This window comes from Micromonospora orduensis (assembly GCF_006228125.1).
Taxonomy (GTDB): domain Bacteria; phylum Actinomycetota; class Actinomycetes; order Mycobacteriales; family Micromonosporaceae; genus Micromonospora; species Micromonospora orduensis.
Genome location: NZ_VDFY01000135.1, coordinates 58,081 through 81,512, shown reverse-complemented (window position 1 = coordinate 81,512; position 23,432 = coordinate 58,081). Strand labels below are relative to the sequence as shown.

22 protein-coding genes are annotated in these 23,432 nt (G+C 71.2%); 5 read left to right on the top strand and 17 right to left on the bottom strand.

The window, feature by feature from the left end:
• Positions 1–108: 108 nt before the first annotated feature.
• The 3 genes from FHG89_RS11265 to pdxY all read right to left on the bottom strand — a co-directional run bounded on the left by FHG89_RS11265 (position 109) and on the right by pdxY (position 5,062).
• Entirely contained in the window at positions 109–1,581 is a 1,473-nt protein-coding gene (locus FHG89_RS11265; protein WP_139584318.1) for an endo-1,4-beta-xylanase, read from the bottom strand.
• A 300-nt stretch (positions 1,582–1,881) separates the two neighbouring features.
• Positions 1,882–3,666 carry a family 43 glycosylhydrolase gene (locus FHG89_RS11260; RefSeq protein ID WP_139584328.1) on the bottom strand — a complete coding sequence of 595 codons (1,785 nt, stop codon included), beginning with the start codon at positions 3,664–3,666 and terminating at the stop codon, positions 1,882–1,884.
• 544 nt (positions 3,667–4,210) lie between these two features.
• Positions 4,211–5,062 carry a pyridoxal kinase PdxY gene (gene pdxY, locus FHG89_RS11255; protein WP_139584317.1) on the bottom strand — a complete coding sequence of 284 codons (852 nt, stop codon included), beginning with the start codon at positions 5,060–5,062 and terminating at the stop codon, positions 4,211–4,213.
• Between the two features lie 305 nt (positions 5,063–5,367).
• Between pdxY and FHG89_RS11250 the strand changes: the two genes are divergently transcribed.
• Positions 5,368–6,561 (top strand): endo-1,4-beta-xylanase, encoded by a 1,194-nt coding sequence (locus tag FHG89_RS11250; RefSeq protein WP_139584316.1) that lies wholly within the window; start codon positions 5,368–5,370, stop codon positions 6,559–6,561.
• Positions 6,562–6,617: 56 nt separating this feature from the next.
• Here the strand turns inward: FHG89_RS11250 and FHG89_RS11245 are convergent, their stop codons facing one another.
• Entirely contained in the window at positions 6,618–6,947 is a 330-nt protein-coding gene (locus FHG89_RS11245) for an NIPSNAP family protein (protein WP_139584315.1), read from the bottom strand.
• Between the two features lie 102 nt (positions 6,948–7,049).
• Between FHG89_RS11245 and FHG89_RS11240 the strand changes: the two genes are divergently transcribed.
• Positions 7,050–7,919, top strand: a complete 870-nt coding sequence (locus tag FHG89_RS11240) for an endonuclease/exonuclease/phosphatase family protein (RefSeq protein WP_139584314.1) — start codon at positions 7,050–7,052, stop codon at positions 7,917–7,919.
• A gap of 67 nt (positions 7,920–7,986) precedes the next feature.
• On the opposite strand, the gene FHG89_RS11235 is transcribed toward FHG89_RS11240, so the two are convergent.
• On the bottom strand, positions 7,987–8,196 hold the full coding sequence (locus tag FHG89_RS11235) for a hypothetical protein (protein ID WP_139584313.1): 210 nt from the start codon (positions 8,194–8,196) through the stop codon (positions 7,987–7,989).
• Between the two features lie 255 nt (positions 8,197–8,451).
• On the opposite strand from FHG89_RS11235, the gene FHG89_RS11230 reads away from it, so the two are divergent.
• Positions 8,452–8,685 carry a GntR family transcriptional regulator gene (locus tag FHG89_RS11230; RefSeq protein WP_139584312.1) on the top strand — a complete coding sequence of 78 codons (234 nt, stop codon included), beginning with the start codon at positions 8,452–8,454 and terminating at the stop codon, positions 8,683–8,685.
• A gap of 292 nt (positions 8,686–8,977) precedes the next feature.
• On the opposite strand, the gene FHG89_RS11225 is transcribed toward FHG89_RS11230, so the two are convergent.
• The 7 genes from FHG89_RS11225 to FHG89_RS11195 form a co-directional block, all read right to left on the bottom strand.
• Positions 8,978–9,592, bottom strand: a complete 615-nt coding sequence (locus FHG89_RS11225) for a LutC/YkgG family protein (protein WP_139584311.1) — start codon at positions 9,590–9,592, stop codon at positions 8,978–8,980.
• Positions 9,574–10,995, bottom strand: a complete 1,422-nt coding sequence (locus FHG89_RS11220) for a lactate utilization protein B (RefSeq protein WP_139584327.1) — start codon at positions 10,993–10,995, stop codon at positions 9,574–9,576. The genes FHG89_RS11225 and FHG89_RS11220 overlap by 19 nt, the downstream gene beginning before the upstream one ends.
• A 20-nt stretch (positions 10,996–11,015) precedes the next feature.
• On the bottom strand, positions 11,016–11,765 hold the full coding sequence (locus FHG89_RS11215) for a (Fe-S)-binding protein (protein WP_139584310.1): 750 nt from the start codon (positions 11,763–11,765) through the stop codon (positions 11,016–11,018).
• 24 nt (positions 11,766–11,789) lie between these two features.
• A complete protein-coding gene (locus tag FHG89_RS11210; protein WP_139584309.1) occupies positions 11,790–12,539 on the bottom strand; it encodes an SDR family NAD(P)-dependent oxidoreductase in 750 nt (249 codons plus the stop codon).
• Positions 12,536–13,387, bottom strand: a complete 852-nt coding sequence (locus FHG89_RS11205; protein ID WP_139584308.1) for a fumarylacetoacetate hydrolase family protein — start codon at positions 13,385–13,387, stop codon at positions 12,536–12,538. Before FHG89_RS11205 ends, FHG89_RS11210 begins: the two co-directional genes overlap by 4 nt.
• A 94-nt stretch (positions 13,388–13,481) precedes the next feature.
• The gene (locus FHG89_RS11200; protein ID WP_139584307.1) at positions 13,482–14,366 is read right to left on the bottom strand and encodes an MHYT domain-containing protein; all 885 of its coding nucleotides are present in this window, start codon (positions 14,364–14,366) and stop codon (positions 13,482–13,484) included.
• A 165-nt stretch (positions 14,367–14,531) separates the two neighbouring features.
• Positions 14,532–17,333, bottom strand: a complete 2,802-nt coding sequence (locus FHG89_RS11195; RefSeq protein ID WP_139584306.1) for a DEAD/DEAH box helicase — start codon at positions 17,331–17,333, stop codon at positions 14,532–14,534.
• An 86-nt stretch (positions 17,334–17,419) separates the two neighbouring features.
• Between FHG89_RS11195 and FHG89_RS11190 the strand changes: the two genes are divergently transcribed.
• Positions 17,420–18,187 carry an HAD family hydrolase gene (locus FHG89_RS11190; RefSeq protein ID WP_139584305.1) on the top strand — a complete coding sequence of 256 codons (768 nt, stop codon included), beginning with the start codon at positions 17,420–17,422 and terminating at the stop codon, positions 18,185–18,187.
• Between the two features lie 9 nt (positions 18,188–18,196).
• On the opposite strand, the gene FHG89_RS11185 is transcribed toward FHG89_RS11190, so the two are convergent.
• The 3 genes from FHG89_RS11185 to FHG89_RS11175 all read right to left on the bottom strand — a co-directional run bounded on the left by FHG89_RS11185 (position 18,197) and on the right by FHG89_RS11175 (position 20,221).
• Positions 18,197–18,595, bottom strand: a complete 399-nt coding sequence (locus FHG89_RS11185; protein ID WP_139584304.1) for a hypothetical protein — start codon at positions 18,593–18,595, stop codon at positions 18,197–18,199.
• On the bottom strand, positions 18,592–18,888 hold the full coding sequence (locus FHG89_RS11180) for a hypothetical protein (protein ID WP_139584303.1): 297 nt from the start codon (positions 18,886–18,888) through the stop codon (positions 18,592–18,594). Before FHG89_RS11180 ends, FHG89_RS11185 begins: the two co-directional genes overlap by 4 nt.
• A 124-nt stretch (positions 18,889–19,012) precedes the next feature.
• Complete coding sequence (locus FHG89_RS11175; protein WP_139584302.1) at positions 19,013–20,221, bottom strand: MFS transporter; 1,209 nt, start codon at positions 20,219–20,221, stop codon at positions 19,013–19,015.
• A 319-nt stretch (positions 20,222–20,540) separates the two neighbouring features.
• On the opposite strand from FHG89_RS11175, the gene FHG89_RS11170 reads away from it, so the two are divergent.
• Positions 20,541–21,458: an EamA family transporter gene (locus FHG89_RS11170; protein ID WP_139584301.1), complete on the top strand. Its 918-nt coding sequence runs from the start codon at positions 20,541–20,543 to the stop codon at positions 21,456–21,458.
• Here the strand turns inward: FHG89_RS11170 and FHG89_RS11165 are convergent.
• Together FHG89_RS11165 and tatC are read right to left on the bottom strand one after the other, a co-directional pair.
• Positions 21,421–22,335, bottom strand: a complete 915-nt coding sequence (locus FHG89_RS11165) for a diacylglycerol kinase (RefSeq protein WP_208760929.1) — start codon at positions 22,333–22,335, stop codon at positions 21,421–21,423. The genes FHG89_RS11170 and FHG89_RS11165 overlap by 38 nt on opposite strands.
• Positions 22,336–22,481: 146 nt before the next feature.
• Positions 22,482–23,432: a twin-arginine translocase subunit TatC gene (gene tatC, locus FHG89_RS11160; RefSeq protein WP_139584299.1), complete on the bottom strand. Its 951-nt coding sequence runs from the start codon at positions 23,430–23,432 to the stop codon at positions 22,482–22,484.

Sequence of the window (23,432 nt, the reverse complement as noted above, 5' to 3'; positions counted from 1 at the left end):
GGCGGCCCCGCCACCATGGCCGGCGACGACGGTGGCGCGGACAGGTGCGTCCACGCCACCGCGTGCCGGTCGGCGTTCCGAGCAGCCGCGCCGCAGGTGACGGGTGGCCTACCCGATGCGGACCAGCTGCCACTGCTGGTTGTTGCCACCCCAGTCGGTGTACTGGACGATGTTCCCGCCGTCAGCGGTGGACGCGCCCTGGACCTCGACGGCCTTGCCGCTGTTGCGGTTGATCAGACGCAGGTAACCGCCGCTCGATTCGGCGAGGCGGAACTGCTGGTTCGTACCGTTGCCGTCACTCCACTGGACGATCGCCCCACCGTCGGAGGTGGAGAAGTTGTAGACGTCCAGCACCTTGCCCGAGTTGCGGGACTTCAGCCGGTAGTAGCCACCGCCAGAGTCCACGAACTGCCACTGCTGCCACGCCCCGTCGTTACGGGACCACTGGGTGATCCGCGCGCCGTCACCGGTCGCCCGCTCGTACACGTCGAGCGCCTTGCCGCTGTTCCGGTTCACCAGCACGTACCAGGCGGTGGTGTCGACCGGGGTGCCCGGCGGGGGCGTCGACGGCGGGTTCGATCCCTCGTTCAGGGCGTTGAGGACCGCGGTGTACGCGGCCTTCTTGTTACCGGACCGGTCGAACAGGAGGGCGTTGTCCGAGCCTCGCCACGAGTCGCTGTCGCGCACGCCCCACGTGGTGATGCCGGTGCAGCGCGAGACGGCCAGGCAGGCCCGGGTGACCGAGGCGAAGATGTTGGCCTGGTTGGAGCCGGTCATCACGTCCAACTCGGTGATCTGCACGTCCACGCCCAGATCGGCGAACCGCTGCAGATTGGCCTGATAGTCACCGGCCAACGTCGTACCCAGATGCGACTGGAACCCCACACAGTCGATCGGCACACCACGAGACTTGAAGTCCCGCACCATGTTGTAGATCCCCGTCGACTTCGCGTTGACCCCATCGGTGTTGTAGTCGTTGTAACACAACTTCGCACCCGGATCCGCCGCCCGCGCCGCCCGGAACGCCGCCTCGATCCAGTCATTACCCGTCCGCTGCAGATTCGAGTCACGCCGCCCACCACCGCCACCATCAGCGAACGCCTCGTTCACCACATCCCAGGCATAGATCTGCCCCCGAAAATGCGTCGCCACCTGCGTCACATGATTGATCGCCGCACTGCGCAACGCCGCACCGGACAAGCCCTGCGCCCAACCCGGCTGCTGCGCATGCCACAACAGGGCATGACCCCGCACACTCATACCATTGGCGCGAGCGTGACTCACCAAACGGTCACCACCGGTGTAGCTGAACCGCCCCTGCTGCGGCTCGGTGGCGTCCCACTTCATCTCGTTCTCGGCCACGACACTGTTGAACTCGCTGTTCAGGATGCCGACGTACGTGCCGTCGGAGAGCTTGCCCGTCGCGACGGCGGCGCCGAAGTAGCGGCCCTTCTCGGCCGCCGACGCCCCGAGGGTCGTCCCGGCACTGGCCGAGGTGGACAGCGTCATCGCCATCCCGGCGGCCAGTGCACCCGTCACGGCGACGGTCACCGCCGCGCGCAGGGCTCTTCTGTGGTTCATGCGAAGTCCTTCTCTGTGGTGGTTCCAGCGATGGAGGTGCAGCGCCGAAAGGGACGCGGTGGTCGCGGACATGGCGAGAGCCCGGTCGCCGTCGACGGCGCCACCGAAAGGAGTCCTGAAACGACGTCCGGCATGCCCTGGGCGGACGTCGTTTGCCGAGGGACGGTCGGCAGGCTCGCCCGGTGAGCTCCACGGTGCGGCCGCCCTCAACCATCGACTGTGAGCGATAACATGTCGTTCGTCAAGTCATGGCGGTCGTCGGTGCCGGGGCGGCGCGGACGCGGCCCCGGCACCGACACGTCACTGGAACGAGACGTCGTCGACGAGGAGGCTGTCGGTCCCCTCGGCCGTCTCGACGTAGAAGCCGGCGCTGGAGAGCGTGCCGCTCCACGACACGGTCGCCGTGCCGGTGAGCTGGGTCCACCCGTTGGCGTTCACCCCGGTCGCCGGGGTCAGCTGCAGGTAGTTCGTCGTACCGTTGGCGGTCAGCGAGAGAGTCGCCTTCGCCGCTGGCGTGCCGCTCTGCGACCGTACCCAGACGCTCGTGGTGTAGCTCTTGCCGTTGGTGAGCTTCGAGGTCACGTCCTGGCTGGGGCCGTTCCACGCCGCGGTACGGCCGGTGACCGAGAGCGACCCGGCGCCACCGTGCACGACGGCCGTGTTGGACGACAGTGTCGCCGCACCGAGCGCGCCCCAACCCGTCGTGCCGTTCTCCAGGTTGCCGTTGGTGAGCAGGTTTCCGTCGACGCCACCACCGGTGCCGCTGAACTGCCACCAGTTCACGTTGAACAGGTTGCCGCTGCCGCCGGCGAAGCGCAGGAACACGTCCCGCGTACCGGTCGCCCCGCTGACCGCGCAGGTGGTGTTGGTCCAGGTCTGCCAGCCCCCGGTGACCGGGACGGTGCAGGTGCCCACCAGCGGGCCGTTGCTGTTGTCGAGCCGCACCTCGATCCGGCCACCGCTGCCCGCCGAGGCGACCCGCGCGTTGAACGACGTCGCGCCGGCGCCGAACGCGACGCCCTTGACCTTGATGTAGTCGCCGTTCTCGATCCAGCCGACGTTCATGCCGCCCTCGCTGGACACTTCGGTCTCGATGCCGGATCCCCACGCGATCGTCTCGGCCTCCTGCCGGACGTACGGGTTCAGCGTGCCCACCTGGGGCGCGCCCGCGGTGGTCATGGTGATCGTCGGGAAGGTGCCGTTGGAGTTGTAGGTGAACTTCTCCACCGCGACCGAGCGGGTGTAGCCGCCACCGCCCGGCAGGGCGCCGTTGTGGTAGAAGAAGTACGAGCCGCCGTTGAAGTCGACGACGCCTGCGTGGTTGGTGAAACTACCGCCCTGCCTGGGCATGATCGTGCCCCGGTAGGTCCACGGTCCGGTGGGGCCGGGCGCCGTGGAGTACGCGATGAACTCCGAGCAGCACTCCGCCGCGAACACGTTGTAGTAGGTGCCGTTGCGCTTGTAGACCCACGGCCCCTCCTCGTACAGGGTGGGCCTGCTGGCATTGCCGTTGCGGGTGCCGAACCCGGCGGTGGTGAGCGGGATCTTCGTGGCCGAACCGGAGTAGGAGATCATGTCCGCGTTCAGCTTCACGTACCACAGGTTCGGGTTGCCCCAGTACAGGTACGCCTGGCCGTCGTCGTCGATGAAGACGGTCGGGTCGATCTCGCCGTTGCCCACCAGTGGCCGGCCGATCGCGTCGCGGAACGGGCCGGTGGGGCTGTCCCCCACCGCTACGCCGATGGCCATCGAGTTGGTCGCCCGGTTGGTCACCGGGACGTACCAGTAGAACTTGCCGTTGCGGGCGATGACCTGGCCGGCCCACGCGTTGGCGCTCGCCCAACTGAAGGTGCTGATGTTCAGCGGCGAGCCGTGGTCGGTCCAGTTGACCATGTCGGCGGACGACCAGACCCGCCACTCCTTCATGGTGAAGTACGTGGAGCCGTCCTCGTCGTGGCCGGTGTAGAGGTACACCCGGCCGTTGTGCACGAGCGGGGCCGGATCGGCGGTGTAGATGTGTTGGACGATCGGGTTGTCCGCCCGGGCCGTGCCCGGGACCAGGGCGAGGACGCACACCAGACTCATCAGCCAGGCGATGCCGCGCCTGGCGCCGGACCTGCTGCGTACTGTGGTTCGGATTGCCACCTTCACGGTTACTCCCTGAGAGGGTCGCGGCGGCCTGCCGCGACGCCGGGCGTCGATCGACCGGATCCACAAGGGGCCATGATCGACGTAATCAGCCATGATCTGTTAGCGCTAACATGTGCCCAAGGGCACCTCCCGGCCCGCTTGCGGCGTGCCTGACCTGGTTTTTCAGGGGTGTGCGAGGTCAACTTCGTCATCGCGTCGCCACGTTGCCGTATCAACGTTGACATTCAAGATTTACGATGCACCGTACTGAGCGGCGCGTCGGTCGTCAACGGAGGGCAGATCCTTCTCGCGCTGACCCTCAGTCACGAGCCGCGACACGCGATCCGGCAGATTCCGGATCCGGCGAGGGCCGCGACGCCACCGGCTCGACGCCACGTTCCGGATCACCGTGCCCACCAGGCCAGGGCGTCGCCGGCGGTGAGGAGGTGGACGGTGCGAAACCGCGACCCGGGAGCCCGTCGAGCGGTGAGCGTCGGCCTCAGCGCAGTCGCCGGGCGGCGAACCTGGCCGGCGGCGCGGCGACCGCGTCCTGGGCCGCGACGAGCTGGATCTCCCGGGTGCCCGCCGCGAGGGTGGCCTCCAGGATAGTGAAGACCGAGGCGATGGTGCGTTCCAGTGCCGTGGCGGGTGAACCAGTCGTGCACAGGTGCGCGAGGTAGAGGGCCGCGGTGACGTCGCCGCCGCCGTTCGGGTTGATCGGCAGCAGGGGCGTGGTCACGGACCAGGCGCCCTCGTCCGAGACGGCCACCACCTCCAGTGACCCCGCCGGCACGCCGGCGTGCAGCACGCTGGTCACCAGCACGTGCCGGGGACCGGTCGCGCGGACCACGTCGACGGCGTCCAGCACCTCGGCCAGGGTGGTGGTCGCCCGGCCGGCGAGGAAGTCCAGTTCGAAGTGGTTCGGGGTGATGATGTCCGCGCGGGGAACCACGACGTCGCGCATGTACTCCGGGATTCCGGGCCGGACGAACATGCCCCGGCCGACGTCGCCCAGCACCGGGTCGCAGCAGTACACGGCGTTCGGGTTGGCCGCCTTGACGGTGTCCACCGCGTCGAGGATCACCGCGCCCATCGCCGGGTCGCCCTGGTAGCCCGACAGCACCGCGTCGGCGCTGCCGAGGACCCCCCGGTCCCCGATGCCCGCGATCACCTCGGCCACCTGGGCCGGGTCCAGCAGCGGGCCGCGCCACGCGCCGTAGCCGGTGTGGTTGGAGAAGTGGACGGTCAGGACCGGCCAGACCTCGTGCCCGAGCCGCTGCAGGGGGAATGCGGCGGCCGAGTTGCCGACGTGGCCGTAGGCGACCGACGACTGGATGGACAGGATCTTCACCGCACCATCATCGCCGGTCCCACCGACGGCCCGCCGCACGGCCCGCCGATTCTGTCGGACGCCCCACACCGCGCACCGCACAACCGGAATTTTCGGTCTCGGCGAAGCCGAAGGTACCCCAGCTCACCGGATGGATTTCCGAAAGTTTTCACGGTTGACGGCGGACATCGATCGGCTTAACGTTTCGGGCACGCTTCCGGTCCCCTCCGGCACCACCGGCACCCGGCCTCGCTCCCCCGCACACCGCACCGGACCCGCACTCTCGCGCTCATGATCGAAACTTGTCGATCAATGAAGGGAAGGCAATGAAGCCAAGACAGCTGATCACTGTCGGGGTGGTCGCCGTCGCGACCGTCGCGGCACTGAACACGGTGCCGGCCACCGCGAGCCGACCGTACGACCCGACGGCACAGAGCCTGGGCACCCTCGGCCTGCGCCACGGCCTGCACGTCGGCACCGCCGTGAACGCGACGGCGCTCAACGACGCCACCGACCCGGAGTACCGCCGGCTGGCCTCCACCGAGTTCACCTCGGTCACCGCGGAGAACGCGATGAAGTGGGAGAGCCTGGAGCCCACCCGCGGCACCTACGACTGGACCGCCGCCGACCAGCTCGTCGAGTTCGCCAAGCGCAACCGGCAGAGCGTTCGCGGCCACGTGCTGGTCTGGCACAACCAGCTGCCCGCCTGGCTGACCAGCGGCGTCGCCGACGGCTCGATCAGCAAGCAGGAGCTGCGCGAGCTGCTGCGCAAGCACATCACCACGGTCGTCAACCACTACAAGGGCAAGATCTGGCAGTGGGACGTGGTCAACGAGGCGGTAAGCGACCCCTGGGACACCCCGAGCACCCTGCACTACAAGGGCTTCTGGGCGCAGAACCTCGGCCCGGGCTACATCGCCGACGCGTTCCGCTGGGCGCGCGCCGCCGACCCCAAGGCGCTGCTGTTCTACAACGACTACAACATCGAGGCGTTCGGCTCCGGCAACCCTGCCGACGACAAGACCCAGTTCGTGTACGACATGGCCAAGGGCCTGCTCAGGCAGGGCGTCCCGATCGACGGCGTGGGCTCACAGGGCCACCTCGGCACCCAGTACGGCAACTTCGACACCCTCCAGGTGACCGCCGCGCTGAAGAAGTTCGCCGGGCTGGGTCTCGCCACCGCGTTCACCGAGGTCGACGTCCGCAGCCAGATGACCGAGGGCGTCCAGGCCGGCGACTCGGCCGAGATCAACCCCCGGTTGCAGGCGTCGGCCGCCAACTTCAGCGTGCTGATGAAGGCGTGTCTCGCCGTCCGCAGCTGCCTGTCGTACACCGTCTGGGGTTTCACGGACAAGTACTCGTGGGTGCCGGACTGGTTCAACGACCCGCCGGAGGGTCTGGCCACCATCTACGACGAGAACTACCAGCCCAAGCGGGCGTACCAGGAGCTGAAGTCCGACCTGATCTTCGCCGGGCCGCCGTACGTCCTGCCCCGCAGCACGCCCAGGCCGCGTCGCTGAGCTGACACGGGCCGTGCGGGGTCCACCCTTCCCCGCACGGCCCGCCTCAGCTCGCCTCAGCTCGCCACGGCCGCGCCGTCGGTCGGCAGGAGTGGACGCATGAAGGTTCTCTCGTAGCGCAGCACACAGCCCGACTCGTCGCGGATGCGGTCCGCCGCCAGGAAATCAGGGTCGCTGCCGAAGCGTGCCCGGTACCGCTCGTACGCCGCGAGGCTCTCGAAGCTGAACAGCGCCTCGGCCCGGTCGCTGGCACCCTCGGCGGGCAGGAAGTAGCCGTGGTGCACGCCGCCGTGCCGGGCCACGAGCCCCATCCACGCGCGGGCGAAGCGCTCGAACGCCTCGATCTGCGCCGGGTCGATGGTGTAGTACACGACGCACGTGATCATTCGTCCACGATAGGGCCCGCGCGGGACTCCTGCCGTCGACGACCGGCAGTACGATCACTGGCACCTCGGCGAAGACTGTCGCCCCCTGCACCCGGAGCCCGGATGTCCGCGCAGGCGCCCGCCGGCATCACAGGCGCTCCCGGCAGGCTCCGCCGCGCCCTCACCGTCGGGTGCCTGATCGCCGCCGCCGGGATGCCGTCCGGATCGTCGGCGGCCGACTCCCCCGCACCCACGACCCTGCGGCTGCTGCAGATGAACCTGTGCAACAGCGGCCGCGCCAGCTGCTACACCGGCCAGTCGGTGACCAGGGCCGCCGAGGTGATCAGCGCCGAGCGGCCCGACCTGGTCACCCTCAACGAGATCTGCCAGGACGACGTGACAGCCCTCGAGAGCACGTTCGCGGCCGTCCACAGAGGTGGGACAGTCGTGTCCGCCTTCCAGGCCGCCGGCGACCGCCCGAGCGGCGCCGACACCCGGTGCCGCAACGGCCAGTCGTACGGAATCGGGGTGCTCGCCCGCCTGACCGCGCCGGGCGCGCGCCACACGGTGCACAGCGGAATCCACCCCACCCAGGACCTCACCGACCCCGAGGAACGCAGCTGGCTCTGCGTCCACGTCGACGGCGCGCTCTCGGTGTGCACCACCCACCTGGCGGCCACCAGTTCCACGGTCGCGCTCGCCCAGTGCGACCACCTGCTCGACGAGATCCTGCCGGTCATCCACAGGAGCAGCGGGTACGCGCCCACCGTGCTCAGCGGCGATCTCAACCTCCGGCGCGGCGGCGATGCCGACGTGCGGTCCTGCGGACCGCCGGGCGATCTCCGCATCGACGACGGCGCGGTGCAACACGTCCTGGCCAGCGGCGGCGTCTCGCTCTGCTGCACCAGGTCGGTGGACATAGGCGGCGCGACGGACCACCCCGGCCTGCTGGCCACCCTCACCATCGGCGGCAGGCGTACTACGCGTCGCTGACGGCGTCCCGTTTCGTCGGATGGCCGTGCCACGATGCCGCTCACCTCATACGCCTTGTTCGCGACGGTCATCGCGTCATCTTCTGGAACATCAACGCCGCCACTTCTGTGGCCAGCTCGATGGCCCAATCCAGCTGCGGACAGTCGTTGCGACCTTGACACTCCAGGCAACCACCTACCCGCCATGGCCGGTCGAGTGCCCGAGTCCAGTGCACGTCGAATATCCGCTTCGCCATGAACAACCTGGTCGCCTTGGACAACGGTTCATCGATCGACACGGTCGGCACCTTCCCAACGATCATGGGTTGAGACCCACCTGAGGGGCAGAGTCCTACGTCGTGCTCCCCCAGGTGGGCATGCCGCCGGGACCCCAGGAGTTTGCCGAAACCAGGGAACCCGACTAAGCAAGCGGCCTATTCCAACTTGTAGGAGTAGGTCAACCTTCAACACCGATAGATCATGAAACTTGTTGGAACAGGTCCGGCGTGATCAAATTGGGATGCCGAAACCAGGGAACCTACGGAGATCGACTCATGCCGACCGAGAAGGTGGACTACCGGCGCATTGCCAACGAGATCGCGGAAAAGATCAAGTCCGGAGAGCTTGCACCGGGCGAGAAGCTGCCGTCCACTCGCGAGCTAGCCGAACAGCACGGTGTGCACATCTCCACGATCAACCGGGTTATGACAATCCTCAAAGACCGCGAGTTGGTCGAGGGACATCCCGGTAAGGGCGTCTACGTAGCCGAGGCTCGGCAATCTGGCTAGGTGGGCCCCCGTCACAGCCCAGGACCCAGTACGCGGCTGGTCGTCAGCTGGTCCGGATGGCGCCTCGGGGAGTGCGAGGTTCTCATGATCGCGCCGTGGCGGTTTCAGGGCTGGAGCAGGCGCAGCATGAGCGTGAGGTAGCGCTGGGAATCGGCGGCGGCATCCGTCTCTTGCCGCTCGTTGTCGAACCCGTGCCCGGCCGGGCGCATCTCGTCTTTCCGTCGGCCAGTCTCCGGCCTGAGACAACCCCTTGCCGGCGAGTGCCCTGACAGCGCGGCGGACAACAGCGCTGTCAGGGCACCAGGATGACGTGCAGCTTGCGCGGTCCGTGCACACCCTCCACCCGGATGAGTTCGATGTCGCTGGTCGCCGACGGCCCGCTGATCCAGGTCAGCGGGCGCTGCGGCGTCAGCCGGGCGAGGGCCTCCGGCACGGTCGCCACCACCTGGTCGGCCCGCAGGACGCACACGTGCCGGTCCGGCAGCAGGCTGAGCACCCGGCGACCCTGGTCGGGTGAGCCGTCGAGGACGACAGTGCCGGTCTCGGCGACGGCGACGGCGGCTCCGGTGACGACGGCGTCGGCCGCGCCGATCCGCGCGTTGTCGAGGCCGTCGTCGGACAGCGCGGTCACCGTCGGCGGCAGCCAGGCGGGCGGCAGACCCGGGGGTACGACGACGGTGCCGCCGGCCGGCAGGATGTCGGCGATCGTGTCGGCCACGGCGGCCTCGGCGACCCGGTGCACGTGCGCCCGGTAGTCGGTCAGCCGTTCCACCAGCTGGTCGAGGTCGAGCGTGCCCTCGTGCCGGTAGTCGCGCGGCACCTCCACCGGAGTGTGGGCGCCGCCGGCGAGCGCGGCCCGTAGCCGGCCGAGGACGAGATCCCGAGCGCTCACCGCGCGGCCCACCATTCGCGGAACGTCTCGGTCGGCGGGTCCGGCAGGTCCCGGCTGGCCGTCCAGCCGTTCAACGGCGGCGGCAGGCCCCGACCACGCCGGCCCGCGACCCGGCTCAGCCGGGAGGCGCGCTGGGCGGCCTCGTACAGCCGGGGATGGTCCATCGTGTACGCGGCGGCGGCCATCGCGATCGACTCGGCGGTGGGCCGGCGTCGCGCGTCGACGGCCTCGGCGCGCAGGTGCACAAGCACCTCCGGGATGTTGATCTGCACCGGGCAGGCGTCGTAGCACGCGCCGCAGAGCGTCGACGCGTACGGCAGGGAGGCGTTGTCGTCGACGCCGGTGAGCTGGGGCGACAGCACGGCACCGATCGGCCCCGGATACACCGAGCCGTAGGCGTGCCCGCCGGCCCGTTCGTACACCGGGCACACGTTGAGGCAGGCCGAGCAGCGGATGCACCGCAACGCCTGCCGACCGACCTCGTCGGCGAGCACCGCGCCGCGGCCGTTGTCCAGCAGGACCAGGTGGAACGCCTGCGGCCCGTCGCCGGGAGTCACACCGGTCCACATCGACGTGTACGGGTTCATCCGCTCCCCGGTCGACGCCCTGGGCAGCAGTTGGAGGAACACCTCCAGGTCCCGCCAGGTCGGTACGACCTTCTCCACGCCCATCAGGGTGATCAGCGTGCGCGGCAGGGTCAGACACATCCGGCCGTTGCCCTCGGACTCGACGACGGCCAGGGTGCCGGTCTCGGCGACGGCGAAGTTCGCGCCGGACACCGCCACCGGCGTACTCAGGAACGTCTCCCGCAGGTATCGGCGCGCGGCGGCCGCGAGGGCCGACGGGTCGGCGGTGAGCGCCGGGTCGACGCCGGGCATCTCGCGGAGGAATATCTCCCGGATCTCCGCCCGGTTGCGGTGGATCGCGGGGACCAGGATGTGGCTGGGCCGGTCGTCGCCGAGCTGCACGATGAGTTCCGCGAGGTCCGTCTCCACGGCGGTGACGCCGGCAGCGTGCAGTGCCTCGTTGAGGCCGATCTCCTGGGTGGCCATCGACTTGACTTTGATGACCCGGTCCGCGCCGGCCGCCCGGACGAGGTCGGTGACGATCTGGTTGGCCTGGACCGCGTCCGCCGCCCAGTGCACCACGCCGCCGGCCTCGATGACCTTCGCTTCGAGCTGTTCCAGCAGCTCCGGCAGCCGGTTGAGGGTGTCTGCCTTGATCGCCGCGCCGGCCGCGCGCAACTGCTCCCAGTCCGGCGACTCGGCGATGACCCCGGCGGACTTGGCCCGGATCGTGGTCGTCGCGTGCCGCAGGTTGCGCCGCAGTTGCGGGTCGGCCAGGCTGCGCCGCGCGGCCGCCGGGAACGACTCGTCGCCGCGCAGGTGCCCCACACCGGGCGGCGCGGTCGCCGGCATGCCGAGGAACGTCGGACGGTTCACCCTCGCACCGCCGGTTCGTGCTCGGTCGACGCCAGGATCTCGGCGAGGTGCACGGTGCGTACGCCGGTGCGCAGCCGCGACAACCCGCCACCGATGTGCAGCAGGCAGGAGGCGTCGCTGGCGGTGCACACGTCGGCGCCTGTGGAGAGCACGTGGCGCATCTTGTCGGCCAGCATCGCCGTGGAGGTCTCCGCGTTCTTCACGGCGAACGTGCCGCCGAACCCGCAGCACTGCTCCTGCGCCGGCAGCTCGACCAGGTCGAGACCGCGCACCGCGCGCAGGAGCGTGGGCGGCCGGTCGCCCACCCGCAGCATCCGCAGCGAGTGGCAGGTCGGATGGTAGGTGACCCGGTGCGGGAAGTACGCGCCCACGTCCGTCACCCCGAGCACGTCGACAAGCAGCTCGGACAGCTCGTACGTGCGCGCCGCCACCGACTCCGCGCGGCTCGTCAACGACGCGTCGCCCGCCCGTCGGGCCACCGTGGCGTGCTGGTGCCGCACCGCCCCCACGCAGGAGCCCGACGGCGCGACGATCACGTCGTACGGGTCGAAGACCCGCACGTGCCGGCGCACCAGCGGGACCGCGTCGGACGGGTAGCCGGTGTTGATGTGCATCTGCCCGCAACAGGTCTGGTCCGGCGGGAAGACCACCTCGTGGCCCAGTCGCTCCAGCAGTCGCACCGTCGCCGTCGCGGCCTGCGGGAACATGGTGTCGGCCAGGCAGGTCACGAACAGCGCGATCCGCATCTCACCTCCCCGCCGGTCCGCTCGTCACGGCCGGACCCGCAGGCGGGTGACTCCGCCGTCGACGTCCAGCACCGTACCCGTGGTGGAGCCCGCCCGGGGCGACGCGAGGTAGACGATCGCGTTCGCCACCTCCTGCGGTGTCACCAGGCGCCCGATGGGCTGGCGGGCCCGCAGCGCGGCCCGCTCGGCGGCCGGGTCGTCGGCCTGCGCCAGCAGACGCCCGACCCACGGGGTGTCCGCCGTGCCGGGGCACACGCAGTTGACCCGGACCCCCTCGCGGACGTGGTCGGTGGCCATGGCGAGGGTCAGCGACAGTACCGCGCCCTTGCTTGCCGAGTAGAGCGCCCGACCCGGCAGGCCGTTGAGCGCGGCGATGGACGAGACGTTGACGACCGAGGCGTGCTCCGAGCGGCGCAGCCACGGCAGGGCCTCGCTCACCACTCTCGCCATGCCGACCACGTTGACGTCGAGCACACGACGCCACTCGTCGTCGGTGTTGTCGGCGACGGTTCCGGTCGCTCCGATCCCGGCGTTGTTGACCACCACGTCGATGCCGCCGAACGTGTCGGCGACCGCGGCGACCGCCGACGCCACCGACGCGCGGTCCGACACGTCGGCGGCGAAACCGGCGATGTCGTCGGCGAGCCCGCTCGGGTCGAGGTCGAGGACGGCCACCCGGGCTCCCCTGGCCCGCAGCTCCTCGGCGCTGGCGCGACCGATGCCCGACGAGCCACCCGTGACGATCGCGGTCAGCCCGGCGAACTCCCCGCTCATGCCGCCACCAGCGTCTGACGCGCCCGTCCCAGACCGCTGATCTCCAACTCCACCACGTCGCCGGCCCGCAGGTACGGATGGTCCGCGAGCCCGAGCGCCACCCCGGCCGGCGTTCCCGTGTTGATCACGTCGCCGGGGTACAGGACCATGAACTGGCTGAGGTACCAGACGACGTGCGCGACCGGAAAGATCATGTCCTTGGTCGTGCCGTCCTGGCGGAGAACCCCGTTGACCCACAACCGCAGCGACAGCGCCTGCGGGTCGCCGACCTCGTCCGCCGGCACGAGCCACGGCCCCAGCGGGTTGAACGTCTCGCAGCTCTTGCCCTTGTCCCACTGGCCTCCGCGTTCGAGCTGGAAACCACGTTCGGACACGTCGTGCGACACCGCGTACCCGGCGATGTGCCGCACGGCCTGCTCCGGGGAGTCGGCGTAGCGGATGGTCGTGCCGACGACGACCGCCAGCTCGACCTCCCAGTCGGTCTGGGTGGACCCGCGCGGGATGTGGACGTCGTCGAACGGCCCGACAAGCGTCATCGGGTCCTTCATGAAGACCACCGGCTCGGCGGGGAGCGGGGCACCCGTCTCCGCCGCGTGGTCGCGGTAGTTGAGTCCGATGCAGACGATCTTGTTGGGCCGCGCGACGGGCGCGCCCACCCGCAGGACTCCCGCGTCGGGCAGCTCGGCCAGTTCCCCACGCTCCAGAGCGGCGCGGGTACGCGCGATGCCGTCCGCCGACCAGAACGCCCCGTCCAGGTCGGCGGTGAGGACTCGCAGGTCGTAGCTCGTACCGTCGTGCTGGACGACCGGGATCTCCCGACCGGCCGGGCCGAGACGCAGGAAGTTCAACTCTGTCTCCTCTGTGGTCGCCGGTGCCGAGCCGCTGTCGAACGGCTCTCACATTCAACACCGACACCACCCGCCAGGGGCAGAGCTGGATCGCCTAGCGGGGCGGGTTGTCCCGGCGGGACGGGAACGGCGTGCCCGGCTGGCCGAGGGTGGAGCGGGCCCGCAGCCCGACCGGGTCCGGGGCGACGGTGGGCGTCGCCAGGGTCGGCTCCGGCGGCCGCCGGGCGTCGAGGTACGCGGCGGCGGCCCGGTCGTCGTCGGTGGGCGCGGCGAGCAGCGCGTAGAGCAGACCGACCACCCCGAAGATCACCGCGAGGACGATCGGTACCAGCAGCGCGCCCACGCTGGCGCCGGTCACCGCGCCACGGGCCTCGTGCTGGTGCACCGAGAGCGCGCTCATGCCGGTGAAGTGCATCCCGTTCACGGCGACGCCCATGACCAGCGCGGAAGCGAAGATCGCCAGGCCCCGGCGGACGGTCATGGCGAGCCACAGCGCGACGGTGGACGCCACGACCGCGATGACCACCGACAGGGCCACCCGGGTCGTGTCGTAGCCGAGGTCGCCGTTGAGGCGCATCGCCGCCATGCCGGTGTAGTGCATGGCGGCGACCCCGGCGCCGGTGAAGACGCCGCCGGCGACCAGCCGTGCCGGGTTCAGCCGGCCGGTGCCGACGATGGCCAGGCCGATGCCGACCGCCACCACGGCGATGGCGGTGCTGGCGGCGGTCAGTGGCACGTCGTACCGGATGCGGGTGCCGTCCACGGCGAAGCCCAGCATGGCCATGAAGTGCATGGCCCAGATGGCGGTGCCTCCGAGCGCCCAGGCGGCGAGCAGGCCCCACCAGGCGCGCTGCCCGGCGGTACGGGCGGTACGGATCCGACCGGCGCAGACCAGCCCGAGGATCGAGCCGAGCACGGACAGCGCGTAACTCAGCGCGGGTGTGATCCAGCCGTACTCAAAGTGATTGATCTCCGCCACGGCGGTCTTCTCCCCCTTCGTTACCGGCGCGTAGACACGGCGCCCGGGCAATGATCAGGGGTGCTCCGACCAGGCGCAACAGCGCCCCCCGGGCGATCCGGGGGGTGCCGTCACGGTGACCGTCCGATGCGTCGATTCGCCTGCGGCGTTGACCGAAAGTGATGATCAGGCGGAGGTGTGGTACTCCAGCACGCCCCGGTTGATGGCCGCTATCGCCTGCCGGGCGGTGGAGCGCAGCTCCGGCGACGCGCCGCCGGAGTCGGCAAGTTGACCGAGCAGGTCGACCACCTGGCGCGCCCACCTGACGAAGTCACCGGCCGGCATCTCGCCGTCGATCTCGTGCCCGCTGCCGAGCACCTTGGCCAGCGCCTCGCCCCGCGCCCACCGGAAGACCGGCCAGGCGAAGCCGAGATCCGGCTCCCGGGTGGCGGTCAGACCACGCGCCGCCTCGTCGGCCTCGATCTCGCTCCACAGCTTCAGCGTCTCGTCGACCGCGTCGGCCACCGGCCCGCGCGGCAGCGACGCCCGCTCGTCGACGTCGCGGCGCGCCTCGAAGACCACCACGGACACGGCGGCGGCCAACTCCGCCGGGGACAGTCCGTCCCACACGCCCCGGCGCAGGCACTCGGCGACAAGCAGGTCCGCCTCGGTCCAGATCCGGCCGAGCATCCGGCCGGCGTCGGTCACCGCGCCGTCGCGGGCGAGGTAGCCACGGTCGGTCAGCAACGCGACGATCCGGTCGAACGTGCGGGCGAGGGACCCGGTACGCCCGGAGACCCGCTCACGCAGCTCCTCGGTGTCGCGCTCCAGGCGCCGGCGCCGCTCCGCCCAGCGGGCGTGTTCCTCCCGCTCGGGGCAGGCGTGACAGGGGTGGTTACGCAGTTCGGTACGCAGCTGGGTGAGCCGGTGGTCCTCGCCGGCCGCCGGCCGGGACCGGCCACCGCGACGGCCGCCGTGCCGGTCCAGTCCGGTGCCGCTGACCTCAGCGGCCAGGTCCCGCCGTGCGCCGGGTGAGCGGTGGTTGAAGTGCTTGGGCACCCGGATGCGGGCCAGCACCTCGGCCGGGGTGGTGAAGTCGCCCGGGCTCACCCGCCCGGCCCAGCGGTCCTGGGTGAGCACAAGCGGCCGGGGTTCGCCGAACCCGCCGGTCGCCGGGTCCAGGACGACGGCCAGCCCGGCGCGGCGGCCCGACGGCACCCGGATCACGTCACCGACCCGCAGCCGCTCCAGCGACGCCACGGCGGCGGCCTTGCGCTGGGTCTGCCCCTGCCGGGCGATGGCCTTCTCCCGGTCGGCGATGGCCACCCGCAGCGCGAAGTACTCGTCGAAGTCACCGTGGTGGCAGGCGGCCTCCGCGCCGTACGCCTCGATGGTCTCGCTGTTGCGCTGCACCTGCCGGGCCAGGCCGACCACCGACCGGTCCGCCTGGAACTGCGCGAACGAGGACTCCAGCAGCGTACGGGCCGGCTCCGCGCCGACCGTGCCGACGAGGTTCACCGCCATGTTGTACGAGGGCCGGAAGCTGGAGCGCAGCGGGTAGGTGCGGGTGGAGGCGAGGCCCGCCACGTGCCGGGGGTCGGTCTCCGGGGACCACACCACCACGGCGTGCCCCTCCACGTCGATGCCCCGCCGGCCGGCCCGGCCGGTGAGCTGGGTGTACTCCCCCGGCGTCAGGTCGACGTGCGCCTCGCCGTTGTACTTGACGAGGCGTTCCAGCACCACGCAGCGGGCCGGCATGTTGATGCCCAGGGCGAGGGTCTCGGTGGCGAAGACCGCCTTGACCAGACCGCGGACGAACAGCTCCTCGACGATCTCCTTGAACACCGGCAGCATGCCGGCGTGGTGGGCGGCGAGGCCGCGTTCCAGGCCGTCGAGCCACTCCCAGTAGCCCAGCACCGACAGGTCCTCGCCGGGGATGGCGGTGACCCGGGACTCGACGACCCGGCGGATCTCGGCCCGCTCGTCGGGCGAGGTGAGCCGCAGCCCGGCGGCGAGGCACTGCTGCACCGCGGCGGCGCAGCCGGCCCGGCTGAAGATGAACAGGATCGCCGGCAGCAGACCCTCACGGTCCAGCCGGTCGACGATGTCCGGGCGCATCGGGCCACGCCAGCGGGGGCCACGCCGACCGGAGCCCGGCCCCGCGCTGCGCCCCTCCCCCAGCTCCAGGCGACGCACGGTGTCCCGGGTGTAGCGCAGCAGCTCCGGGTGCACGTCGTGCTTGCGGGCCGCGTCGGCGTCGTGGAACAGGTCGAACATCCGCTTGCCGACCAGCATGTGCTGCCACAGCGGCACCGGCCGGTGCTCGCTGACCACCACGGCCGTCTCGCCGCGCACGGTGACCAGCCAGTCGGCGAACTCCTCGGCGTTGGAGACGGTCGCCGACAGCGAGACCAGGGTGACCGAGGCGGGCAGGTGGATGATCACCTCTTCCCACACCCCGCCACGGAACCGGTCGGCGAGGTAGTGCACCTCGTCCATCACCACGTAAGCGAGGCCCTGCAGGGTGCTGGAGCCCGCGTAGAGCATGTTGCGCAGCACCTCGGTGGTCATCACCACCACGGGCGCGTCGCCGTTGATGGCGTTGTCGCCGGTGAGCAGGCCGACCTGCTCGGCGCCGTACCGGGCGACCAGGTCGTGGTACTTCTGGTTGGACAGCGCCTTGATCGGGGTGGTGTAGAAGCACTTGCGCCGGGTCGGGGACGTCGCCGCCGCGTCGGCCGCCGCCGGATCGTCGGGCCGCCCCCGCAGAGCCAGGTGTACGGCGAACTCGCCCACCACCGTCTTGCCGGCCCCGGTCGGGGCGCACACCAGCACGCCGCTGCCCCGCTCCAGGGACTGACACGCCTCGCGCTGGAAATCGTCGAGATCGAACCCCAGGTCGAGGGCGAACTCGTCCAGAGCCGGGAACTGTGAGGCTTGCGCGGCCCGGCGGCGCGCCGCTGCGTACCGCTCGGCGGGACTCGACATGGCACCAAGATTAGTGCGTGCCGGGACGGCGCACCCCACAAGGCCGTGCGGCGGGGCCGTCGGCGGGGGTCGGTAGGGTGCACGGCGTGCCGGACCATGCCGAACCGCCCCAGACCCGTCCGCAGGGCAGCGCCGAGGCCGCCGCCCCGCGAGCGTCCCGACGGCCCGTCAAGGCGGTGCTCTTCGACTTCCACGGCACCCTCGCCCAGGTCGAGGAGCCGCGGCGGTGGGTGCTGGAGGCCGCCGCGGCCTGCGGGGTCACCCTGGACCGGGTCCGCGCCACCTCGCTGGCCGACCGGCTGCTGACCGCCGGGCGCGCGGGCGGGCCGCTGCCGGCGCGGGTGCCGCCCCGGCTCGCCGAGTTGTGGGCCGACCGGGACCTCTACCAGCACGCCCACCGGGGCGCGTACACCGGGCTCGCCGAGACCGTCGACGCGGGCATCGAGGGCTTCGCCGACGCGCTCTACGAGCGGCTGCTGACCGCCGACGGCTGGCTGCCGTACCCGGACACCGCCCCCACGCTTAGCGCGCTACGCGACGCCGGGGTGCGGGTGGGCGTGGTCAGCAACATCGGCTTCGACCTGCGGCCGCATTTCGACACCTGGGGGCTGACCGACCTCGTCGACGCGTTCGTCCTGTCGTACGAGGTCGGGCGCTGCAAACCCGACCCGGCGATCTTCTGGCGGGCCTGCGGGATGCTCGGCGTCGAGCCCGAGCAGACCCTGATGGTGGGCGACACCCCGGCGGACGCGGGCGCGGTGGCCGCCGGCTGCGCGGTGCTGGTCCTGCCGTCCGCCGAGCCGGGCCGGGAGAACGGGCTGGGCGCCGTCCTGGATCTGGCTCTGCCGGCCTGACCTGCGCGGTCAGTTCGGGATGTGGATCACCGGTAGCTCGCCGTCGCCGTACCGGTCCTCGCCGGTCAGGATCGAGGCATCGTGTTCGAGGACGGCCAGCACCGTGCTCGCCAGGTCGACGCGGCCGGTCACCGTACGCCAGTAGCTGAGCTCGTGCCAGGAGCGCCCTTCGGTGGAGAGCACCGCACAGGCGTCCAGGGTCAGCAGCCGGTGCAGGGTCGCCCGGTCCTTCGGGTCGCTGACGAGCGCCAGGGCCTCCGCCGCGGTCACGGCGGTGACACCGAACCTGTTGCGGTCCTGGATGACCTCGTGCAGCGGCTCCCCGACATGCACCGACCCCGCCAGATAAGCCAGCAGCGCCGACCGATCCAGCACGAGCCGAACCGGCCGGTCGTCCGCGGCGCTCACGCGCCCGGCTGGTCGGCGGTGTCCAGCATGTGTTGGCGTGCCCGCTCACACAGCGCATTCCGGCGCTCCGGCGACCAGTCGGCCTCGACGGCGGCACGACGGGCGCGCGCCTCGGCCACACCCTGCTCGGTGATCTGGATGCCCTGGTGGGCCAGCTCCGCGTCCAGGGCATCCAGACGCATCCGGTCCCGGACGGCCTGGGTGATGTACGCGCTGGCGTTGGACTCGTGCTCCAGGCGCTCCGCCACGTCGGGTGGGACGGAGATGGACAGCTTCCGCATCGCGCTGGTCATACCCGAGACCGTACGCCGGTAGCACCGCGTTGGCGAACACCTACGGCCGGTCGGCGTTGCGGTACCCGCGCCCGGCCCCGGCTCCGAACGGCCGAACAGCACCGCCCGGAGCCGGGGCCACCGCTCAAGCGGACCCTGCCTCGCGCAGGGGACGCCAGGCGAGAGCGGCGATCGCCGCCATCGCGACGGCGGCGATCCAGAACGGTGTGGTGATCTCCCAGGCGCTGGCGAACAGGCCGCCGAGGAGCGAACCCAGCGCCGCGCCGCCGAGATCCAGCAATGCGTACACGCTGCCGACCCGGCCGCGCAGGTGCGCAGGCACGACCCGTTGCCGGACCGAGGTGACGGTGACGCCCCAGACCATTGCATGGATGCTGAACACGACCAGGACGACGGCGGCGACCCAGGGTTTCGTCGTGGTCGCGAGGCACACGTGCGTCACGACCTCGATCACCAGGCCGGCACGCAACACGGTGGCGTTGCCGAGCGCGCGCGTGAGCATCGTGGCGACCGCGGTGCCGACCAGGCCGCCGACCGCGAACGCGGACAACAGAAAGCCGTAGCCGACGGCGGATACGCCCAGGCGCTCCCGGCAGTAGAGCACGAACACGGCGAACGCGGCACCGAACGCGATGTTGCCCAGCCCCATACTCACGGCGAGGGTCCGCAGCAGTCGGTGCCGCCACAACCACCGCACGCCGGAGGCGACCTCGGCACGAAGCGAGGCCCGCCGAGGCGGATCGCCAACGACGGGGACTCGCCGGATGCCCGCGATCAGCGCTGCGGACGTCGCGAAGGTGAGCGCGTCGACCCCGAACGGCACCGCCGCCGCGACGACGAACAACCACGCGCCCAGCGGCTTCGCGACGAACTGGTTACCGATGGTGAAGCTCGCGTAGAGCCGAGCGTTGGCGCGCGGAAGTTCCCCCGGGGCGACCACCGCCGGGAGCAGGGCACCCAGCGCGGTGTCCGCGAGGGTTTCGCCCGTACCCAGCAGGAAGAGCACCGCGAAGATGACGGCCACCGAGACGGTTCCGGTCGCGATGGTCATCGACAACGCCGCCAGGGCCGCGGCGCGGGCCAGGTTGACGACCACGACCAGACGGCGCCGGTCGAGCCGGTCGACGTAGGCGCCGCTGATCAGGGCGAACAGCAGCCAGGGCAGTTGCTGCGCGAAGACGGCGCCGGCGATGAGGGCCGGGTTGTCGCTGACGGAGGCGACCAGCAGCGGGCCGGCGGCCATGGTGACACCGTCGCCGACGTTGGACACCGCCGCAGCGGTCCACAGTCTGGTGAAGTCCGCGCCCAGACGCGCGGATACAGGGGTACGCAAAAGAGCTCCTCGAGCCAGGGAAGGAAACGGTCGTCGTGGGACCGCTCCGCGGCGAGGAGCACCAGACCACCGGAGGTCATCTCCGGCGGCGCCCGATCAGTGCCGGGCGTGCCCTCGCGGCGAAGCGGAGACCGTGACCATGGCGAGGCGCATACCAGCTCCCAACTGTGGATCAATACCGGTCCGAGCAGGATAGCTCGCCATCGACGCTCTCGTATCCCCGAAGCGCGAGCCGCTCGCCACCAGCCGGGCGACGCGGCTCGCGTTCCTCCGACGGTCGACACCGCCGAAGAGCCCTGCGGACTGACCGCCTAGCGTCGTGCTCGTGACGGAGACCCTGCTGCCCGCGCCGAACCCGGCCACCGCGCCACCGGAGCGCCGCGGTGGCGTCGCCGCCGTGGGGCTGGTGCTCGGCGGGGCGCTGTCGGTGCAGTTCGGCTCCGCCGTCGCCGCGTTGATCTTCCCGCGAACCGGGGTGGCCGGGGCGGTGACCCTGCGACTAACGATCTCGGCGGTGCTGCTGCTCGTCGTGTGCCGGCCCCGCCTGCGCGGGTACGACCGGTCGGCCTGGGTCGCGGCAGGCGCGTTCGGGCTGGCGCTGGCCGGCATGAACTCGCTGTTCTACCAGGCCATCGAGCGGATCCCGCTGGGTCCGGCGGTGACCCTGGAGGTGCTCGGCCCGCTGGCGCTGTCGGTGTTCACCGCCCGCCGGCTGGCCAGCTGGTGCTGGGCGGGGCTGGCGCTGGCCGGGGTGGCGCTGCTCGGCCAGGGCGGCTTCGACCGGCTCAACCCGGCCGGGGTGGCGTTCGCGTTCGGCGCGGGCGCGATGTGGGCCGCGTACATCGTGCTCAGCGCCCGGGTCGGCGGCCGGTTCCCGGGCGCGGACGGGCTGGCCCTGGCGCTTACCGTCGCCGCGCTGGTCACCCTGCCCCTGGGCATCGTCGACGGCGGCGCCGTGCTGCTCGACCCGACGGTGCTGGCGCTCGGCACGGCCCTCGCGGTGCTCGCCTCGGGCCTGCCGTACACGCTGGAGCTGCTGGCGCTGCGGCGGATGCCCACCGCCACCTTCGCGGTGCTGATGAGCCTCGGCCCGGCCATCGCCACCCTCGCCGGATGGCTGGTGCTGCGCCAGGCGTTGACCCTGCTGGAATGCGCCGCCGTCGTGCTGGTCATCGCGGCAAGCATCGGGGCGGTACGGGTCAGCGCAGCAGCCGCAGGGCGCCCGGCACGGCGCTGATCGTCACCGGCAGGGTCAGGGAACGCTCCCCGTCGGCGTAGGTGGTGATGCCGTCGGCGGTCAACTCCACAGTCCGGGCCCGGTAGCTGGTCACCAGCGGATGACTGACGTGGGTGCCCTGGTAGATGCGCGGCTTCACCCGGATCAGGGTCCGCCGGTTGACCCGCCCCGCCACCACCACGTCGAGCAGCCCGTCGGTCGGGTCGGCGTCGGGACAGATCCGCATACCGCCGCCGTACGTGGGGCAGTTGCCCACCGCCACCAGCACCGCGTCCAGCTCGTGCGGCACCCCGTCGAGGCGCAGCGTGTACCGGCGGGGCCGCAGCCGGGCCAGCTCGACCACGATCGCCAGATCGTACCGGCGGGGGCCGCGCGGCCAGCGCATCCGGTTGGCCCGCTCGTTGACGATCGCGTCGAACCCGGCCGCGAGGACCGCCCCGTACCAGCGTTCGACGCCGTCGGTGTCGGTCATCCGGGCCAGGTCGACCGCGCGGCTGCGGCCGGAACGCAGCGCGTCGGCGATCACCGCGACCGCCGCGAGCGGATCCGCCGGGAAGCCGGTGTCCAGCGCGAAGTCGTTGCCGGTGCCCGCCGGCACCGGACCGAACGGCACGTCGGTGCCGGCGACCGCCTGCACCGCCCGGTGCACGGTGCCGTCGCCGCCGACCGCGACGAGCGCACCGGCGCCCTCGACGACCGCGGCACGGCACGCCGCCTCCGCCTCGAGAGGGCTGGACGCGGACAGCAGCCGGACCGGCCGGCCGGCGGCGGCCAACCCGTCCAGCAACCGGGGCAGCAGGGCGCGGTGGCGTCCCCGCCCCGCGGACGGATTGGTGAGCACGGCGACCGGGCCGGGCAGGTGATCGTCTGTGGTCACGGGCAGCACCGTACCGGTCGGACATCCGCCGTTCACCGGGGGCGGGCACCGTCACGACCGGTCCCGCCGCCGGCGCTCGCAGTGACGCGACGACGCCGCCCCCGGCAGGCGGGGACGGCGTCGGTGGACGGGCGGCGCGGGGGCCGTCAGGTCATGTCGTCGTACCGGCGCTCGATCGGCGCCGGCTTGGCGATCGGCTCGGGAACACCGATCGGCGCGGTCGCGTCGACCCGCTGCCCGGCCACCACCGGATCCGCGTCGTACTCCAGCGGCGACACCTCGTCGTCGTCGATGCCGGCGTAGATCTCCTTGCCGCGCCCCCGCCGCCGGTCGTTGAGGAACGCGATGCCCACCGCGCCGAAGTAGAGCGCCGACAGGCAGATCGCCAGGGCGGTCATCCCGAACGGGTCCGGGGTGGGGGTGACCACCGCGGAGAACGCGAAGAACACGAAGATCGCCACACGCCACCAGCTGAGCAGCCGCTTCGCGCTGGCGATGCCCACGAAGTTGAGCATCAGCACGATCAACGGGAACTCGAACGCCACACCGAACAGCAGGATCAGGTTGGTGACGAAGGAGATGTACTTGGTGATCTCCAGTGTCGTGCTGATCTCGCTGTCCGAGATGCTGAGCAGGAACTCCAGGCCCTTGGCCGTGACGAAGTACGCCAGCACCGCGCCGGCCGCGAACAGCGGCGCGGCCAGGGCGGTGAAGAAGTACGCGTACCGCCGCTCGTGCCGGTGCAGGCCCGGCGCGATGAACGCCCACAGCTGGTAGAGCCAGACCGGCGCGGCGACGATCAACCCGACCCAGAGCGCGACCTTCAGGTTGAGCAGGAACAGGTCGGCCGGGCCGAGCTGCACGAACTCGCACTTGCCGTTGACGATCCGGGCCTGGGGCAGGTCACAGTAGGGCTGCTGGAGCAGGTGCAGCACCGGCTTGGCCAGCCAGATGCCGAGGCCGAAGCCGATCAGGATCGCCACGGACGCGCGGAAGAGACGGTTGCGCAGCTCGCGGACATGCTCGATGAGCGTCATCGAACCGTCGGCGGCCCGCTCGAAACTGCTCGGGCCGCGTTTACGCAGGGCGAAGGCCAC

Coding starts and splice junctions, on each gene's coding strand:
- FHG89_RS11265 (WP_139584318.1), bottom strand. CDS start 1,581: ATGAACCACAGAAGAGCCCTGCGCGCGGCGGTGACCGTCGCCGTGACG.
- FHG89_RS11260 (WP_139584328.1), bottom strand. CDS start 3,666: ATGAGTCTGGTGTGCGTCCTCGCCCTGGTCCCGGGCACGGCCCGGGCG.
- FHG89_RS11250 (WP_139584316.1), top strand. CDS start 5,368: ATGAAGCCAAGACAGCTGATCACTGTCGGGGTGGTCGCCGTCGCGACC.
- FHG89_RS11245 (WP_139584315.1), bottom strand. CDS start 6,947: ATGATCACGTGCGTCGTGTACTACACCATCGACCCGGCGCAGATCGAG.
- FHG89_RS11240 (WP_139584314.1), top strand. CDS start 7,050: ATGTCCGCGCAGGCGCCCGCCGGCATCACAGGCGCTCCCGGCAGGCTC.
- FHG89_RS11230 (WP_139584312.1), top strand. CDS start 8,452: ATGCCGACCGAGAAGGTGGACTACCGGCGCATTGCCAACGAGATCGCG.
- FHG89_RS11225 (WP_139584311.1), bottom strand. CDS start 9,592: ATGGTGGGCCGCGCGGTGAGCGCTCGGGATCTCGTCCTCGGCCGGCTA.
- FHG89_RS11220 (WP_139584327.1), bottom strand. CDS start 10,995: ATGCCGGCGACCGCGCCGCCCGGTGTGGGGCACCTGCGCGGCGACGAG.
- FHG89_RS11215 (WP_139584310.1), bottom strand. CDS start 11,765: ATGCGGATCGCGCTGTTCGTGACCTGCCTGGCCGACACCATGTTCCCG.
- FHG89_RS11210 (WP_139584309.1), bottom strand. CDS start 12,539: ATGAGCGGGGAGTTCGCCGGGCTGACCGCGATCGTCACGGGTGGCTCG.
- FHG89_RS11195 (WP_139584306.1), bottom strand. CDS start 17,333: ATGTCGAGTCCCGCCGAGCGGTACGCAGCGGCGCGCCGCCGGGCCGCG.
- FHG89_RS11180 (WP_139584303.1), bottom strand. CDS start 18,888: ATGACCAGCGCGATGCGGAAGCTGTCCATCTCCGTCCCACCCGACGTG.